Here is a 16,390-nt window from a genome sequence, read left to right on the forward strand (position 1 = left end):
CATCGGCAAGGATTTAAAACTTAGCTTCAATAACAAGGCTGAAATTGCGGCCCGGGGCGCTGAAGCGTTCGATACCGGCATGGGTTTGGTTGTTCACACGGTTTACGGTGCCGAATTCGCGGATGCTGCGCAGGGTTTCCCAGGTATAGTAGTGGCGGTTAAACAGGTTGTAGATGCCGCCACGTATAGTAATGTGTTTTCTGAACTGGTAATTCGCAGTCAGATCGGCCAACCAGATGTTGCTGCTGTGGCGGACAAAAGGGAAAGTGCGGCCGGTATCGTCATAGGAGGCGATAGTGTCTTCTGGTTTTTTGCGCGCGAAATAGCTGATATTCAAATCCACACCCCAACGATTGTCGGGCTGCTGGTAGCCGAAACCGATAACACCGTTAAACGGCTGGATAGCGTTAATCGGAATACGTCCGTCAGCTTCGCCTTTGGTGTAATTGGCGGCCAACGTAGTATACATGCCGGCCGGCAGGCCGATGCTGTCGAGATTCCAGCGTGCTTTCAGCTCCAAACCTTTAATTTCGGCTTGGGAACGGTTTACGTTCTGGTAAACGTCGGCATATTCGCGGTTGCTCAAGGTTTTGTTGGTATAGTTCCAAGTCATAACCTCTCTGTAACCACGATGTACAAAATCGATGAAATCGGTGTAACGGGTGCGGTAGCCAGAAAGGCGTACATGCCCCCAATTGCCATGCACATCTATGCCCAGCTCAACGTTTTTGGAGCGTTCCGCTTTCAGATTCGGATTGGGCTCAACATAAAACAAGGTGTTGGGAAAGTAGAACCACATTTCATCGGTGGTGGGCGCGCGGAAACCGGTGCTGTATTTACTCTGCAAGGTTACAGACGGACTGATATTCCAATCCAGCGCAGCCACATAACTGGGCGAGCTGAAGCGCGCTTGTTGGTTCCAAATACCCTTGGCTTCGAGCTGGCCTTTTACGTCGGGGTTGAAGCTTTCCGTATCCAAAGTGTGCATTTTGGTGTGGTCGTAGCGCACACCGAGATTCAGCTTGAAGCGTTCGTTAAAGCGCAGAGTGTTGTTCCAATAAAGATTGTAGTTATTGGATTGGGTGCTGACCAAAAATTCTTTTTCATCGCGATCGGAAGCCAGACGATCGGGATAGAAAACGAAAGTCCAATAACTGGTGTTACTGTTAGTATTGCGTTTGTGAGAGCCACCCACGCCATATGCCGTATCCCACAATACATTTTTGCCAAAATCGAGATGTTTTTCGGCGGCCACTTTGAATTGGTTGGTTTCGTAATTCAGACTACGGCGGATAAAGTAGTTTTCGGCACTGCGTCCCATTCGGCGGATGTAATCTTGAGTGGGAATATCCCAAGTCATGGTGGTCATGCGGATTTTTTGCCGGTCAAGGCTCACGGTCAGCTTATTCCACGGCCCCCAGTCCAGTAGGTTTTCATATTCTAGGCCAACACGGCGGCGATAGGCAACATCGCGGCGGTAGCGGTAGCTAGTGCTGTCATAAGCGCCAAAAAGATTAGATAATTCATCTGTTTCCCGATCTTGCCGTGTAGTTTCGTAAATGCCGCTCAGATAGTTGCTGTCGTTGAAGTGGTAACCGAGGCGGAATAAATCGGAATGATCTTCGGTGTTTTGTGGGTCGGGAATGCCGCGCGCCACGCCGCTATATTTTGTGTTGCCGAATTGGTAGTTATTGTTGAAGCTGAGATTTACATCTTTAGCTTCGCTGTAGTTTTTAGTTTCATGTCCGTTGCGCACGGTACCAACCACCAAAGCGTCAAACTTGCCCAGTCGACCGGCAGCGGTAATGCTGGCCAACCATTGTTCGGAGCGGCTCAGATAACCGGTTTTCATCCCAACATAATAAGGCTTGTCTTCATCCACATAATCGCGCGGCGACTTGGTACGGTAAATCACCGCACCACCCAAAGCACCGCTGCCGGCCGTGATGGAATCCGCGCCTTTGCTGATGGTTACTTCGCTCATGTGCTCCAGCTCAGCGGCGTTGCGGTTGGCATTGAAATTGCCGTATGCACCAAACAGCTCCTGGAAGGCAGAGGAAGAGCGGCTTTCGCCTTGATCAAGACCGTCCACCACAATGGCCACACGGTCTTTATCCACACCCCGGATACTGAAACCGTTGGAGCCGGCCCGGCCGCCTTCGGCCACACTGATACCGGGGTCATAACGCACCATATCGCGGATATCCTGCACCATTTCTTTATCCAGCTGCTCCCGTCGGATACGTTCACGTCCCAGCTGGCGCGGCGTATGTTTGCGGCCTTGGATTTCAATGGTTTCCAATTGGGCAGAACTGGTGTCCTCAGTTTCGCCTGATGCCCAAACCGGGGCGGAAAAGATGCTACACAAAGCCAAGAATAAAATACTTGGTCGGTGCTGATGGATATGTGTTTTCATGATTCTGTTAAAAAGTTTGAAATAATAAAGGCTACCTGAAAAACAATTTCATTAATTAGCCAAATATATTGCAGGGTGTGCGCCAAATTGACACATACCCTGCAAAAGGCTACCTGAAAATTAAATTAAGGAGTAAGCGGGGTTAAATCATTTGAAGTGGAGTTTTCATCACGGTAACTGCGCTGTGGTACTGAACCGCCGAATACGCTGTTGAGGCTTTGGTTGCTACCGAAAGTGATTTTCCCACCAATTTCGGTACCCGCCGGCCCATAATATCCTTTTTTGCCGAACAGGCCGCCACTTACTTGCCCATCAACGCCACCGGAGGTAACGCTGCCGCTGAAAGTATTGCCACTGAGAGTAACATCGCGGAAATTAATATCCGCGCCGAAATCCGCATTGCCTTTGATGGTGCCGCCCACTTTGCCGGTGTTGAAGTTAACAGTCAGCAAGGAACGTTTGCTTGCGTCTGCTGGATTGTATGTGGAAGCCGTTACCGAGCCATCTTTCACACGGAATGCCCATACTTCATAAGTGGCTTTACCAGTAGGCGCAGTAGCACCGTTGCGTTTCTGCATATCAGCCACTGGCGCAGCAATACCGCCGGCAAACATATCGATTTGCCCATTGCCGATCCAAACACCGTAGCGAGTGGCAGTCAAATAGCCGGCAGGCAGGTTGGAATCGAAGCCCTCGCAGCAAACCAATAATTTATTGCCTTCCGGGGTGGATTGAGGGGTAATTTTGGTGGGTTGTGTTTTGTCGGGAACAAAACGGCCTGAAAAGTTTGGCGGGTTGGTAAACCCATCAAAAGCGTAATCTTTACCATCAGGTGCGCGATAGATGAACTTGTCGGTCGGGAAAGATTGACCAAACATCATCTGATTCCACGACACATAACGCAGTTGGCCGCTGCCCGTTTGGAAAACGGTAGGGGTATCGCCACTGGTCGCCGGGCCGAGGATTTTGCTGGGATCAGCCGGCATGAGCGGAGGCACAGGTGCAGTGCCATCGGGAATAGTTACCCCGCCGTTACCCGCACACCCTGCCAACGCAGCAGCCACAAACAAAGATAAAATTAGGTGTTTCATAGTTACTTAATAAGTCCTGCCTTCGTTAAAAATAATGGTAATATATCTCATTTTTGTAGATAAGGAAACTGTTTTGTTTGCATGAAATGTCCAAACTTAACGAAACCCTATCTATCATATTCTCATTATTTTCAAGAGACTATTTGTATATATGCAGATGAAAACGAGTGTGTTTCTGATTATTTCTACGTTGTGTGTTGCGCAACACAGCTGGGGAGACACCACACCAGAACAGGATCAGAAACGTTTTTTACAAACAGGGCAGCAGCAATGGCTGCGGCAGTTGGAAAATAATGTGCAAACGCCTGCAGTAACAGATGGGCAGCAAGCTGCGCCAGTGCTCACACAGCAGGATTTGCTGGCACGGCCACAATTATTGGCGCATATGTTAGTGCAAGTGTTAAACAGCCCACCACAGCCGGAATTGCTGGCGGATTTGACTTCGCTGTATGCGCAAATACCGCAGCCAGACACAGTGTTGCTGCGTCGTGCGCAAGGCATGCAGGCAAAATATACGGGCGATTACGCGCGCGCGGTGCAAATTTACCGGGAATTGGTGGCAGAAGAGCCGCAGGATGTACGCATCCGCCTGGATTTGGCGGCGATGCTGGCAGAAGATAAGCAATGGCACGAATCGGCGCAGCTATTTGAAACAGTGCAGAACAAGCCGGAAGTGCCGGCGGAGGTGCAGAATAATGTGCAACATTATCTGAACCATATCACCAAACAGCAGCAATGGCAGTGGAGCGGTGGGCTTTCCCCTTCATTTGATAACAATGTGAACAACGCGGCGCTGCCGCATTGCAGCCCGTTCGGCTGCAGCCGAGAGCGCGCAGAAGATGCAGTGGGCATAGCCTACAGCCTGGGCTTGGCAAAAAACCAGGCATTGGCCGGGCATCACAACCTGCGCGTGCAGCTGGATGTGAGCGGCACCAATTATTACTGGAGCAACAAGTCGGCCTACGACAGCACCTACGGCCGCTTGGGCACGGGCTGGCTCTGGCAAGATGCGCGGCAGCGGCTGTTGGTGATGCCGTTTTACCAATTCCAGCTTAGCGGCACAGACAACTGGGAAAACCGCAAACCACAAAACAACCACACGCTGAAAATGTACATGTGGGCGCACGCTTCCGGACTGCGCACGGAATACAACCACCTGCTCACCCCGCGCTGGCAGCTTCATACCGCATTGGATGCCTATCGCCAGTATTACCGAATGAGCGAAAAAGCAGAAATGTATAACGGCTGGTATTTGGGGGAAAGCATTTCCCTGGCCTGGCGCGCCACATCGCGCAACACGCTGTATGCCGGGCTGAATTTCAACCAGATGCTGCCAGAACAGTCCACCCTGCGCAGCAAACCGAACAATGCCGCCTACCACCGCCACGGCATCGGCGCAGGCTGGATTCACGATTGGGATGCTCTAGGCGGCCTCTCCACCCGGCTTAACGTCTCCTTCGCCGAACGCCTTTTCCGTGGCACCGCGCTAAACATCACTCCGCAAGGCTTCCCGCCCGAACAACGCCGCGACCGCGAGATCCAATACTCTGCTTCACTGTGGCACAGAAACTGGACCATCCTAGGCCTAACCCCGAAGTTGAATTTCTCTTGGCAGCGCATCCGCAGCAGCCATGTGTGGGCAGAACATAAAAGCCGGCAAGTATTTGTAGAATTGGAAAAGCAGTTTTAACGTGAGGCTACCTGAAAGCGAAGCAGAGCGGATACCCGTATCCAACAAAACTTGGGATGCCCTCGCCTACTGCTATTATGGCCGCAATGTCAGAGATGTCTGATTCAGAAATCCGATCTATGCTTAGTAGCGCATAGCTACTGTGAATACATCAAAACAAAAGGCTACCTGAAATTTTAGCTTCGCAGAAACTCGCAAGCTCGTTTTCAGGTAGCCTTTCTTTCTTACCAATATCTGCATCCAACAGCCACCTCACTCCCCAGACGGCGCGGCATAATACTCCCGCTCCCGCCGCCTCTGCTCGCGGCGCAGTGGGGCAAGCAAGGTTTTAAGCAGCGCGCCGATCGGCACCACGGTGAGAATTATCCCCAGCAGAAACACGATATACACACACAACACCAGCCGCCTCAAGAGCGGCGACACATGCCCGGCAGCCATCGCCAGCTTGCCCCACACCAAAAAGCTGCGGTGCCCCACACGCTCGCTGGCCATCAGTTTTTCGTTTATCTTCACCGCGCCCATGTGTTGCAGCAGTGTTTTGTCTAATGTTTCATCGTGCTGCAAAGCTTCAGCGGTGCGCTGCCCGAAACGCGCCGCATCGGCGATTTCTGCTTCGCTGATGCCCGCAGGCGGCAGCCAATGCACGGCTTGCCGCTTGCCGGTAAACATCCACAGCGGCGTGGTAATGAAACTGGCCGCGCTGCCGCATTGGTCGATTTTCACCACATTGCCCACTAGCCGTGCGCCCGCATCGGCCAGTAAGCGTTTCATTTTTTCTTGCGCCATCAGCCACATATTGCGGCAGCCGATTAATGTAATTACCGGTGTATCGCGCAACACCTGCCGCGCGGTTTCGCTTTGCAGAAATGCCGTAATCGGCTGGGCGGGCGACAAAAACCATACGCTGTAGGCAATCACCACCAAGTCATACCGCTCGTGTGCCAAAACAGGCGGCTCAATGGGGGCGGGTTGTAAATGTACGGTTTCGGGAAAGGCATCGAAAAACGGCAGGAAGCGCCAGGGGAAAGCAAACGGCTGTGCCGGCCGCAGCACCACATCGTCCACTTCAACTCCTGCCGCGCCGCGTATATCGCGTAGAAAACTCTCTTTCAAGCGCACCAACTGCCCGCTCTGTGAATACGACACCACCAACACACGTTTGCTCATTGTTATCCCGGCTTCCCAGTTTAAAACGGCGGGATTCTAAATTTTAGCGGTTTTATTGTCAAATCAACGGGTTTATTCTGAAACGGGCTGGATGAAACCATATTGAATTCTGCTCAAACATCACTTTCAGGTAGCCTGCTGTACGGTAAGGCTACCTGAAAGCCTAATCCGCGGCATAGCAGGAATCGCCATGCCCGCCGCCGCGCCAATCCGCTATAATTCCGCCTTTCCATTTCCAGATAAGGCTTTCGGCTATGCAACACATCCACATTATCGGCATCGGCGGCACATTCATGGGCGGGCTGGCCGCCATCGCGCAAGAAGCGGGCTTCAAGGTGAGCGGCTGCGACGCCAAAATGTATCCGCCGATGAGCACGCAGCTGGCCGATTTGGGCATTGCTGTGCATGAAGGATTTGATGCGGAACAACTGAATAAATTTCCCGCCGATGTGTATGTGGTTGGCAACGTGGCCAAGCGCGGCATGCCGGTAATCGAGGCCATTTTGAATCGCGGCCTGCCTTATGTGTCCGGCCCGCAATGGCTGGCCGAAAACGTGCTGCACAGCCGCTGGGTGCTCGGTGTGGCCGGTACGCACGGTAAAACCACCACCGCCTCCATGCTGGCCTGGGTGTTGGAATACGCCGGCCTGGCTCCAGGCTTCCTTATCGGCGGCATTCCGCAAAACTTCGGTATTTCCGCCCGCCTGCCGCAGACGCCCAAAGCCGATCCGGCCAGCCGCTCGCCGTTTTTCGTGATTGAAGCCGACGAATACGACACCGCCTTCTTTGACAAGCGCAGCAAGTTCGTGCACTATCGCCCGCGCACCGCCATTCTGAACAACCTCGAATACGACCACGCCGACATTTTCCCCAACCTCGCCGCCATCCAAACCCAGTTCCACCACCTGGTGCGTACCATTCCCGGCCAAGGCCTGATTGTGTGCAACGGCCGCGAAGAGAGCCTGCAAACCGTGTTGGCGCAAGGCTGCTGGACGCCGGTGGAAAGCTTCGGCAGCGCAGAAGGCTGGCAGGCTGGTGAACCTGACGAGAATGGCGCATTCGATGTGCTGCACCAAGGCCAAACCGTCGGCCATATCGCCTGGCCGCTGTTGGGCGAACACAACCGCCTCAACGCACTGGCCGTAATCGCCGCCGCCCGCCCCGCCGGCGTGAGTATTCAGGTAGCCTGCGAAGCGCTTTCGCAATTCCAAAACGTGAAGCGGCGCATGGAAGTGAAAGGCTGCGTGCACGGCATCACCGTATATGACGACTTTGCCCACCACCCCACTGCCATCACCACCACCGTGGCCGGCCTGCGGCAGAAAGTGGGCAGCGCGCGCATCATCGCCGTGCTCGAACCGCGCTCCAACACCATGAAGCTCGGCAGTATGAAAGCCGCCCTGCCCAAAAGCCTGGCCGAAGCCGACCAGGTGTTCTGCTACGGCGGCGGCGTGGAATGGGATGTGGCCGCCGCCCTCGCCCCGCTCGGCAGCAAACTGCATACCGGCAACGATTTCGACGCCTTCGTGCAAAGCATCCTGAGCAACGCCCGAAGCGGAGACCACATCCTCGTGATGAGCAACGGCGGCTTCGGCGGGATTCATCAGAAGTTGCTGGATGGCTTGGCAGAGCAGGTATGAGGCCAGTAGAAAGTGAAAATACATTAGTAAAATTTCAGGTAGCCTCTTCCTTGCACAAAGGCTACCTGAAGCCCAAATCAAGCGAACCCACTATGCGCCATATCTTCACCTGGCAAGAACAAGGCCAAGCCCGCCAAGCCCCGTGGCGCAACACCGCCGCGCAGAAGCCGCCTACCGCGCTCACCGTAGCTGAAGCAGGCCTTTCTGCCAAAGCCGCGCTCAAAAGCCTCCGCCAAAGCCAAGCCCTGCTTTGGCGCGGCGATTATCATCAGGCTGTGCAGCTGCTCTCTGCCGTGAAACGCCAGCTTCCCGCCGCTACATCGCCCGATTTCCACACTCATCGCATGCAGCAGGCCCAACGCAGCCGGCTGGCCAATATGCTGTTGGTGGAAATCGATGCCGGCTATCGGCTGAATTTGCGACGTGCTCCCGATGTGGCCGCCGCCTTAGCCGACGTGTTCGGCGAACCGAACAGCGAGCCGTTCCTGTTGCCGCTCAATCTGCTGCTTGGCTTCATCGGCGCCCACCAATGGCACAAAAAAGGCGTAGAAATCCCCGCCCTCGGTGCGCGCATCCATGTGCCGTTCGGCGTGTTCTCCCCCTTGCGCGGCGAATATCTCAATCTGATCGCCGCTGCACCCCTGCCGCCTCACGCCCAGAGTGCTTTCGACATCGGCACCGGCAGCGGCGTAATTGCCGCACTGCTCGCCCGGCGTGGCCTCCAAGCGATTACCGCCACCGACAACAGCACCCGCGCCGTCGCCTGTGCTAGCGCCAATTTCCAACGCCTCTGCCTGCCCCAAATTAAGCTGCTGCAAACCGATCTTTTCCCCGAAGGCTGCGCCGACCTTATTGTTTGCAACCCGCCTTGGTTGCCCGCCAAACCCGCTGCCGACATCGAAACAGCCCTCTACGACCCCGGCAGTGCCATGTTGCAAGCCTTTTTGCAGCACGCCCCCGCCCACCTCAATCCCGGCGGACAAATCTGGCTCGTCATGTCCGACCTTGCTGAACACCTCGGCCTGCGACAACCGAATGAATTGGCCGAACGTATCGCTGCCGCCGGCCTTACCGTCAGCCAACGCCTCGACACCCGCCCGCAACACCCAAAAAGCCGCGATGCCTCCAACCCCCTCGCCGCTGCTCGGCTACGCGAAACCGTGAGCCTGTATGTTTTACAGCCCGCCACAGAGACTACCTGAAGCTTGAGCTGCAACGAAAGCGAAAACGCAATAAAGCGAGAGCACGGCTTCCGCCAAATCGCCGCCCGCACGGGCTGTTTTTCAAACCGCATCAAAGTTTCAGGTAGCCCGTTACGCGACACAGGCTACCTGAAACTTTTTAAGTGCCACCCAACACAAACAAAGCGCGCCCTAACGGTTTACGGTAGAATACGCCCCTCACACAAACCCCGATAGTGGGTTCGCAAAAAACAGGACAAGGCGGCGAACCGCCGTAGCGTTTTTGTGAATCCGTTATAAGCAATCAATAAGGAATCCCACATGCTCACTCCCGAACAAGTCAAAGCCATGATTGGCGAAATCATCAACGCCGAAATGATTCAAGTGGAAGGCGACGGCCATCACTTTTTTGCTGCCATCGTTTCCGCCGACTTTGAAGGTAAACCCCGCCTTGCCCGTCACCGCCTGATCAAAGACGGCCTCGCCGACCGGCTGGCTAGCAATGAACTGCACGCCCTTTCCATCTCCGTAGCCACCACTCCCGCCGAGTGGGCAGCTAAAAATGGGCAGTAATATAGCGCACATTATTAAAGCAACCGCCGGCCTGAAATAATCAGGCCGGCGGTTTTGCTGACAAAACTCCTGCAGAAAAATGAGAAGGACCCACCCGCATACTTGTCAAATACACAACTTAAGCAAATTAACTTTAAACCAGTACCACGTCGGCTTACCTTGCCATATTACTCGTACAAGGTTGCCAGCCGCAGACAACACAGAACTATAGCAAGACGAATTAACTCTGTATGAAGTGAAGTACTTAGCAATATATACTTAAGCAGATATTAATTAGACAAAATAAAAGAACCGCCGAAAAGCGGTTTGTGGTGCCCGAGACCGGAATCGAACCGGTACGCTCGTATTAAGGAGCGACGGATTTTAAGTCCGTTGTGTCTACCAATTCCACCACTCGGGCCGGGCTGCGGCTAGCAGCCTGGATGATTGGAGGCGGGGGCACGGATTTTAACCGGCCTATGCGAGGGTTGCACCCCACGCAGCATAAACACTCTGCCACCCCGCCGTGCTGATTGATGTATGGTTAATTTAAACCAATACCGCGATGGCTATTTGCTGCCTGCGGCTTACATTCACTATGGTATTTTGGAGGCGGGAGTCGGAATCGAACCGGCGTACACGGCTTTGCAGGCCGCTGCATAACCACTTTGCTATCCCGCCAAATTAGCTTTTGGCCGACTGTATCGGCCAAATTGCTAAAACTTGGAGCGGGAAACGAGTCTCGAACTCGCGACCTCAACCTTGGCAAGGTTGCGCTCTACCAACTGAGCTATTCCCGCATAGCACCCGAACCAACAACTAAGTGGATAGTGGAGCGGGAAACGAGTCTCGAACTCGCGACCTCAACCTTGGCAAGGTTGCGCTCTACCAACTGAGCTATTCCCGCTTGGGATTCGGATGATTGAAAACTTGGAGCGGGAAACGAGTCTCGAACTCGCGACCTCAACCTTGGCAAGGTTGCGCTCTACCAACTGAGCTATTCCCGCTTGGGCGTTTTCCGGCTGCGCCATACTTACGAAAACGGCATATTATAGGTAGATTTGACAAATAGTCAATATCCATTCTGGAAAACTTGGCTAAGGATTGTTATTTATGCTGATTTTTCTGCCACGCCTTTCCCCGTCGGCACGGCTGCGACTATTCGAGCCATTCTTGCAGGGTGGAAACAGGGATGTCCCAGCACCACAGGCCTTCTTGGCCGTGCGGATTCAGGCCGCGCACAAACAGGTAGCGCACATAGATGTATTCGGGCAGGGCATGGCGTTGTTTCAGGTAGCGTGCGGTGGCTACGGCGTAAATCAGTGCCTGCAGGTAATAATGGTGTTCGCTCACCGCCGCACTCATGGCGGCTTGGCCGTAATCTGCCAAATGATTGCCCAAGTGGTTGGATTTGTGGTCGATTACGCATACCCTGCTATTTTCGTCTGCCGCAATTAGGTCGATGAAACCGTTGAGGAAACCGTTTACGGTATGGAAATCCAGCTGCAGCAGGTGGGTGGCGGCATTTTCAGGTAGCCCGATGTCGGGACGGGCAAACCAACGGCGCAGGCGTTGCAAACCGAAATCGTGCAGGTGTAGCACGAAGCCCATTTCCGCCACGCGGCAGGCAGCGGTAATATCGGCCAGCTGCATATTTTCTGCCAATGGCACACGGCGCACAGCTTCCACCATTTCCAACACCGCCGGCAGCCATTGTTCGGCCTCGAAGCCGTGTTTGGCCAAGATATCGGCATAGGATGCCGCTTGTTCAGCGGCAGGGCAAACGAAATCGGTTTTTTCCAAAATACTGTGCAGGCAGATGCCGGGGGTGGTGCCGGCGAGGAAGGCTAGCAGAGCGGTTTCGGCTTCGTTTGGCCATAAGTCGCCCTGCCCGTTTGGCTGAACTACATTTTGACCGTTGGAACGCAACTCGTTGTTTGCGCTTTCAGGTAGCTTTTCGGTTTCGGCGGCGGGGTTTTCATCAGCCAGCAGGCTTTCAGGTAGCCACTCTTCGGCAGCAAGGGTTTGGCGGCTCAGGCCGGTAAAGCTGGTATGGCAGATAAATTGCAGCGGCCGTTCGGGCAGCACGAGGGCGCGGTAGCTGCCCTGCTGTTCGTCGCGGGCGCGGTAACTGGCTTCGGGCGGCTCGCCTTCCAGCCATTGCAGCTGGCCGGGCGCGGCGCTTTGGATGTGGTTGAGCCAGGCCTGGCGCAGGGCTTCGGCCAGGGCTTGGCCTTTCAGGCTGCGCCAATAATCGCGGATGGCATGACAATCGTCTTCGCCTGTTTCGGCCAAGAGGTAGGCAAAGGTGTTTTCCGGGGTGTTGCTGCAGGGGGCGGCGTAGAGCACGAGCTGCTCGCGGGCGCGGGTGAACGCAACATACAAGAGGCGCAGGCGTTCGCCGAGGTCTTCGGCAAACAGCTGCCGCTCATCTTCTTCGCCCAGCTGGGCTTTGGCCAACAATAGGTTGCGGCCGTTGCTTTGGCTGATGATGTTCCAATCTTGCACCAATTTGTCGCTGGTATCCCACACGAAAGGGCAAAATACCAGCGGGTATTCCAGCCCTTTAGCCGCATGCATGGTAACGATTTTTACCAAGTCTTCATCGCTTTCCAGCCGCAGCTGGTATTCTTTATTCCCCTTATCCTCCCTATCATTTTTATTTTCTTTGCTTTTCTTGTTTTTCTTGCTACTTTTCAGCCGCATTTCCAACCATTGCGTCAATGCGACTGGGCTGGCACATTCAGCAGCGGCCAGCGCCAAGATTTCGGCCAGCTGCCAGAAATTGGTAAAACTGCGTTCGTTGCGGGTGTGCAGAAGATGCTGCTCGAGGCCGCTTTGACGGGCAAAGCGGGTGAGCGCGGTGTAGATGCCGTGCTGCTGCCAGGTTTCGGCGGCGGTTTCGGCCAGGGCTATCCACTCGGCCAGGCGGTTTTCGTTGCCGTTCAGTTCGGCCAGGTCTTGCGCGGTGTAGTCATAAAAGATGCCGCCGAGCACGAAGCGCAGGTATTCGGTTTGCTGCGGAGCCAGCCAGAACAGCAACAGGGCGTGCAGGGCTTCGGCTTCGGGCGTGTCGAACACCGATTGCTGTTGTAGCAATACGCTGCGCACTCCCCGACGTTTGAGCGCGCGCGCGACTAGGGCGGCTTCGCTGTGGGTGCGAACCAATACGGCCACCTGGCCCGGATGCAGCGGCATGTTTTCGCCGCCGTGTTTGCCACCGATAGAAAGGCTACCTGAAAGCGCCTGATTAAGCCGTGCGGCAATTTCGCGGGCGCAATAATCGGCACAGAGCTCGCGCAAAGAATCTTTATTCGGCAACTTCCCTTCGCTTTCGCCAGCCGGATTGATCCAGCGCACGGCCACAGCGGCTTCAGGCGCGGGGCGGAGCAAGCTCTCGATGCGGGCAACCTGCACATTGGGATAGGCAATCTGTGGCAGCACGAAGGGGCGGCTGCGGGCGGAAAACAGATGGCCGATGCCGTTTACCAAATTGCGGTGGCTGCGGTAGTTGGTGTGCAGGGTGTAGCTTTGCTCGGGGGCGGTATCGGCGGCGGCGGCGAGGTAGGCATGGATGTCGGCACCGCGAAAGCCGTAGATGGCCTGCTTGGGGTCGCCCACCAAAAATACGGGCACGCCTTGGCGAATAAAGGCGGTGTGGAAAATGGCATATTGCAGCGGGTCGGTGTCTTGGAATTCGTCGATGAGCGCCACGCGCCATTTGGCCGCCAGGGCTTGGGCGAGCGCTTCCGCCTGCTCGGGATGTTCGGGGTTGGACAGGGCGGCATGCACATCGAGCAGCAAGTCGTCGTAGTCGCGGCGCGGGCTGCGGCGCTTGTCTTCGGCCAAACGGGTTTTCAGGTAGCCCAAACATTCAAGTTTGAGGCGGATGGCGGCTTCCTGCTCGGCCTCGCTAATTTCGGCCAGGCGGTGGCCGAGAACGGCCAAGGGCTGCAGGGCGGCGATGTCGGCTTCTTCAATATGCTGGTTTTTCCGGATTTTGCCGCGCAGGGCGTTGTCTTCAAAACACAGCAGCTTGTCCAGCCTGGAAAGCACGGGCTGCTCCAAGCCTTCTTGTGCGGCTTGCCGGAGCTCGGTAAACAGGGTGTCGATAGAGGCATTGAAAGTATTGCCGTTGAGCTGCGGCTTGATGCGGCGGTACACGGCTTCGATTTCGTCCACATTCCGTTGCAGCTTCTGCCAAGCGGCATTGCGGCCTTTCAATATTTGCGGCAGGCGGTTTTCAGGTAGCCTGTAGTCCACAAAGGCGTGTTTGAGGTTACCTGAAAATTCGGCCAGCACGGAAGCGGGAGTGATACCGAAGCGGGCAGCGATGCGCGCGTTTTGTGGGTGGTCGGCCACGTATTCGCGCCAAAAATCCTGTGCGGCCACCAGGCGGGCGGCCGTGTCGGCGGGGCCGGTTTCCAGTTCGAAGGGCACACCGCACAAGAAGGCGTAGTCGCCCAGCACGCGCAGGCAGAAGCCATGGATGGTGTAGATGGCGGCGGTGTCAAAGCCGGAAAGGGCAGCCTGCAGCTGCAGGATGAGTTTGCCGCGCTCTTGTTTGGCCAAGGCTTCGGCCAGCAGGTGTTGCAGAAACTCATCGGCCGGTGTCTCCCCGCTCTGCAGGGCAGCCAAAACTTCGCCCAGCCGGGCACGCAGGCGGTTTTTCAGCTCAGCGGTGGCAGCATCGGTGAAGGTAACCACCAGTATGTTTTCCGGCGCCCAGCCTTCGAGCACCACCAGGCGGGTGAACAGCGCGGCGATACTGTAGGTTTTGCCCGTGCCGGCGGAGGCTTCGATAAGGTGGGTGCCCTTCGGCGGCAGCGGCAGTTGTGCAACGTGGAAATCCTGCATGGTGGAGTCCTTGGTGTTTCAGGTAGCCATGGATAATGGGCATTATTGTACGTCCTGTCCAGCAAGCTGTCTGCGATCGATAGCGGATCAAATTTGCTACCGATGCCGGGCTGTAAACCGCTAACAAGACTCGAAAGCACATTAATGCCAACATATGCCGTGGCAAGAAGAAAGTTAATCCGCTAATTTAAAAATAAATATGGCTTGGCAGAGTAATTGCTTTCAGGTAGCCTATAGGCCTATTGCTGACCTGGCAACACTGCTCAAGCAGGCAAAAGCCGTGCCGTGTTGCCCACGGCGGTTGGTTTCGGACAATTTTTGTCCAATTATTAATAATCATAAATAGTTTTCAAACCATTCAAGCCCATGCTGCCATGTAATGGGATGCAATGGCTGATTGGCTGAAAACAAATAATCTTGCCACTACTTACAACCAACCCATTGCAGCTGAGCGGAAACCAATAATTAAAGGGAAAACATGATTCAGCATTACGACGTCGTCATCATCGGTGCCGGCCCCTCGGGGGCGGTGGCGGCCGCTTTGTTGAACAAGCGGGGATTTAATGTTTGCGTGGTGGAAAAGCAGCATTTCCCACGTTTCGTTATCGGCGAGAGCCTGCTGCCGCACTGCATAGAGCTGCTGCATGAGGCCGGCTTCCTGCCCGCCGTGCAAGCCGGCTTCGGCTTTCAATATAAAAACGGCTTTGCTTTATCTTGGGGCGAACACAACACCAGCTTTAAATTCACCGACAAATTCTCCCCCGGCCCTTCTACTGCATTTAATGTAGAGCGTACCCGTTTCGACAAAATCTTGATTGACGAAGCCATCAAGCAGGGCGTAACTGTGCAGTTCGGCTCCACGGTAAAGGCCTTCGACAACCACGGTGATTTCGCCAAATTGGTAGTGCAACAGGAAGGTGGCGACCCTTATGTGCTGGGTGCGCGCTTCGTGCTGGACGCCAGCGGCTACCATCGTGTACTGCCGCGCATGCTCAGTTGGGACATCCCCTCCGACCTGCCCTTACGCCACGTGCACTTCACCCACATCGACGATCACATCACCGACCCGGCCTTCGACCGCAACAAAAACCTGGTATGCATCCACCCCGAACACCGCGACATTTGGCTGTGGCTGATTCCCTTTTCCAACGGCCGCTCCTCCATCGGTGTGGTAGGATTGCCTGAAAAACTTGGGTTGGAAAGTTCCACCGTTATCCTGAAGAAATTCGCCCTGGAAGTGCCAATCTTGCGCCGCATTTTGAAAAACACGCAATGGGATAACGACTTCCCGTTCATCTACCTGCCCGGCTATTCCGCTAGCGTAAAATCGCTCTACGGCCGCCACTTCGCCCTTTTGGGTAACGCCGCCGAATTTCTCGACCCAGTATTCTCCTCCGGCGTAACCATCGCCACCCACTCGGCCAAACTCGCCGCCGATTTGGTGGCCCGCCAGCTGAACGGTCAGCAGGTAAACTGGCAAAACGAATTCGCCCGCCCGCTGATGTCCGGCGTAAACGTGTTCCGGCACTATGTGGATGCCTGGTATTCCGGTACACTGCAAGACATGATTTTCAGCAGCCAACGCACACCGGAAACCGACCGCATGCTCAGCGCCGTGTTTGCCGGCTACGTGTGGGACCAAAACAACCCCTATGTGCACGACGCGCAACTCTTCACCTCGCAGATTTGGGAGCCCACGCCCAAGCACGACTCAGCCGAAACCGGTTAGTCGCTATTTTGCGCTATAATCCGTTTGACTACTGCTTCTGTGGAAGCCGATGTTTTTCAGGTAGCCT

9 protein-coding genes and 6 tRNA genes are annotated in these 16,390 nt (G+C 55.0%); 5 read left to right on the forward strand and 10 right to left on the reverse strand.

Annotated features, from left to right (window positions below; all coding sequences use genetic code 11):
• Positions 1 to 13 precede the first annotated feature (13 nt).
• Together EZJ17_RS05485 and EZJ17_RS05490 are read right to left on the reverse strand one after the other, a co-directional pair.
• Positions 14 to 2,302, reverse strand: coding sequence for a TonB-dependent hemoglobin/transferrin/lactoferrin family receptor (locus EZJ17_RS05485; protein ID WP_369799473.1), 2,289 nt, complete (start codon positions 2,300 to 2,302; stop codon positions 14 to 16).
• Between the two features lie 239 nt (positions 2,303 to 2,541).
• Positions 2,542 to 3,507, reverse strand: coding sequence for a transferrin-binding protein-like solute binding protein (locus tag EZJ17_RS05490; protein ID WP_067438668.1), 966 nt, complete (start codon positions 3,505 to 3,507; stop codon positions 2,542 to 2,544).
• Between the two features lie 151 nt (positions 3,508 to 3,658).
• On the opposite strand from EZJ17_RS05490, the gene EZJ17_RS05495 reads away from it, so the two are divergent.
• The gene (locus EZJ17_RS05495; RefSeq protein ID WP_067438665.1) at positions 3,659 to 5,197 is read left to right on the forward strand and encodes a porin family protein; all 1,539 of its coding nucleotides are present in this window, start codon (positions 3,659 to 3,661) and stop codon (positions 5,195 to 5,197) included.
• 252 nt (positions 5,198 to 5,449) lie between these two features.
• Here EZJ17_RS05495 and EZJ17_RS05500 read toward each other — a convergent pair whose 3' ends face one another.
• The gene (locus EZJ17_RS05500; protein WP_067438663.1) at positions 5,450 to 6,364 is read right to left on the reverse strand and encodes a hypothetical protein; all 915 of its coding nucleotides are present in this window, start codon (positions 6,362 to 6,364) and stop codon (positions 5,450 to 5,452) included.
• A gap of 254 nt (positions 6,365 to 6,618) precedes the next feature.
• Here EZJ17_RS05500 and mpl point away from each other — a divergent pair, with 254 nt between their 5' ends.
• The 3 genes from mpl to EZJ17_RS05515 all read left to right on the forward strand — a co-directional run bounded on the left by mpl (position 6,619) and on the right by EZJ17_RS05515 (position 9,758).
• Positions 6,619 to 8,004 (forward strand): UDP-N-acetylmuramate:L-alanyl-gamma-D-glutamyl-meso-diaminopimelate ligase, encoded by a 1,386-nt coding sequence (gene mpl / locus EZJ17_RS05505; RefSeq protein ID WP_067444870.1) that lies wholly within the window; start codon positions 6,619 to 6,621, stop codon positions 8,002 to 8,004.
• Positions 8,005 to 8,096: 92 nt separating this feature from the next.
• Positions 8,097 to 9,206, forward strand: a complete 1,110-nt coding sequence (locus EZJ17_RS05510; RefSeq protein ID WP_067439661.1) for a methyltransferase — start codon at positions 8,097 to 8,099, stop codon at positions 9,204 to 9,206.
• 300 nt (positions 9,207 to 9,506) lie between these two features.
• Positions 9,507 to 9,758: a BolA family protein gene (locus tag EZJ17_RS05515; protein WP_067438657.1), complete on the forward strand. Its 252-nt coding sequence runs from the start codon at positions 9,507 to 9,509 to the stop codon at positions 9,756 to 9,758.
• 309 nt (positions 9,759 to 10,067) lie between these two features.
• Here EZJ17_RS05515 and EZJ17_RS05520 read toward each other — a convergent pair.
• The 7 genes from EZJ17_RS05520 to recB all read right to left on the reverse strand — a co-directional run bounded on the left by EZJ17_RS05520 (position 10,068) and on the right by recB (position 14,594).
• Positions 10,068 to 10,158: transfer RNA gene (locus EZJ17_RS05520), tRNA-Leu, on the reverse strand.
• Between the two features lie 27 nt (positions 10,159 to 10,185).
• Positions 10,186 to 10,263 (reverse strand) — tRNA-Cys (locus EZJ17_RS05525).
• An 81-nt stretch (positions 10,264 to 10,344) separates the two neighbouring features.
• A tRNA-Cys gene (locus EZJ17_RS05530) sits at positions 10,345 to 10,418 on the reverse strand.
• A gap of 43 nt (positions 10,419 to 10,461) precedes the next feature.
• Positions 10,462 to 10,537 (reverse strand) — tRNA-Gly (locus tag EZJ17_RS05535).
• 31 nt (positions 10,538 to 10,568) lie between these two features.
• Positions 10,569 to 10,644, reverse strand: a tRNA-Gly gene (locus EZJ17_RS05540).
• A gap of 24 nt (positions 10,645 to 10,668) precedes the next feature.
• A tRNA-Gly gene (locus EZJ17_RS05545) sits at positions 10,669 to 10,744 on the reverse strand.
• 151 nt (positions 10,745 to 10,895) lie between these two features.
• The gene (gene recB / locus EZJ17_RS05550) at positions 10,896 to 14,594 is read right to left on the reverse strand and encodes an exodeoxyribonuclease V subunit beta (protein WP_067438654.1); all 3,699 of its coding nucleotides are present in this window, start codon (positions 14,592 to 14,594) and stop codon (positions 10,896 to 10,898) included.
• 478 nt (positions 14,595 to 15,072) lie between these two features.
• On the opposite strand from recB, the gene EZJ17_RS05555 reads away from it, so the two are divergent.
• Positions 15,073 to 16,323 carry an NAD(P)/FAD-dependent oxidoreductase gene (locus tag EZJ17_RS05555; protein WP_067438651.1) on the forward strand — a complete coding sequence of 417 codons (1,251 nt, stop codon included), beginning with the start codon at positions 15,073 to 15,075 and terminating at the stop codon, positions 16,321 to 16,323.
• Positions 16,324 to 16,390: the final 67 nt, after the last annotated feature.

This window comes from Eikenella exigua (genome assembly GCF_008805035.1).
Lineage (GTDB): Bacteria > Pseudomonadota > Gammaproteobacteria > Burkholderiales > Neisseriaceae > Eikenella > Eikenella exigua.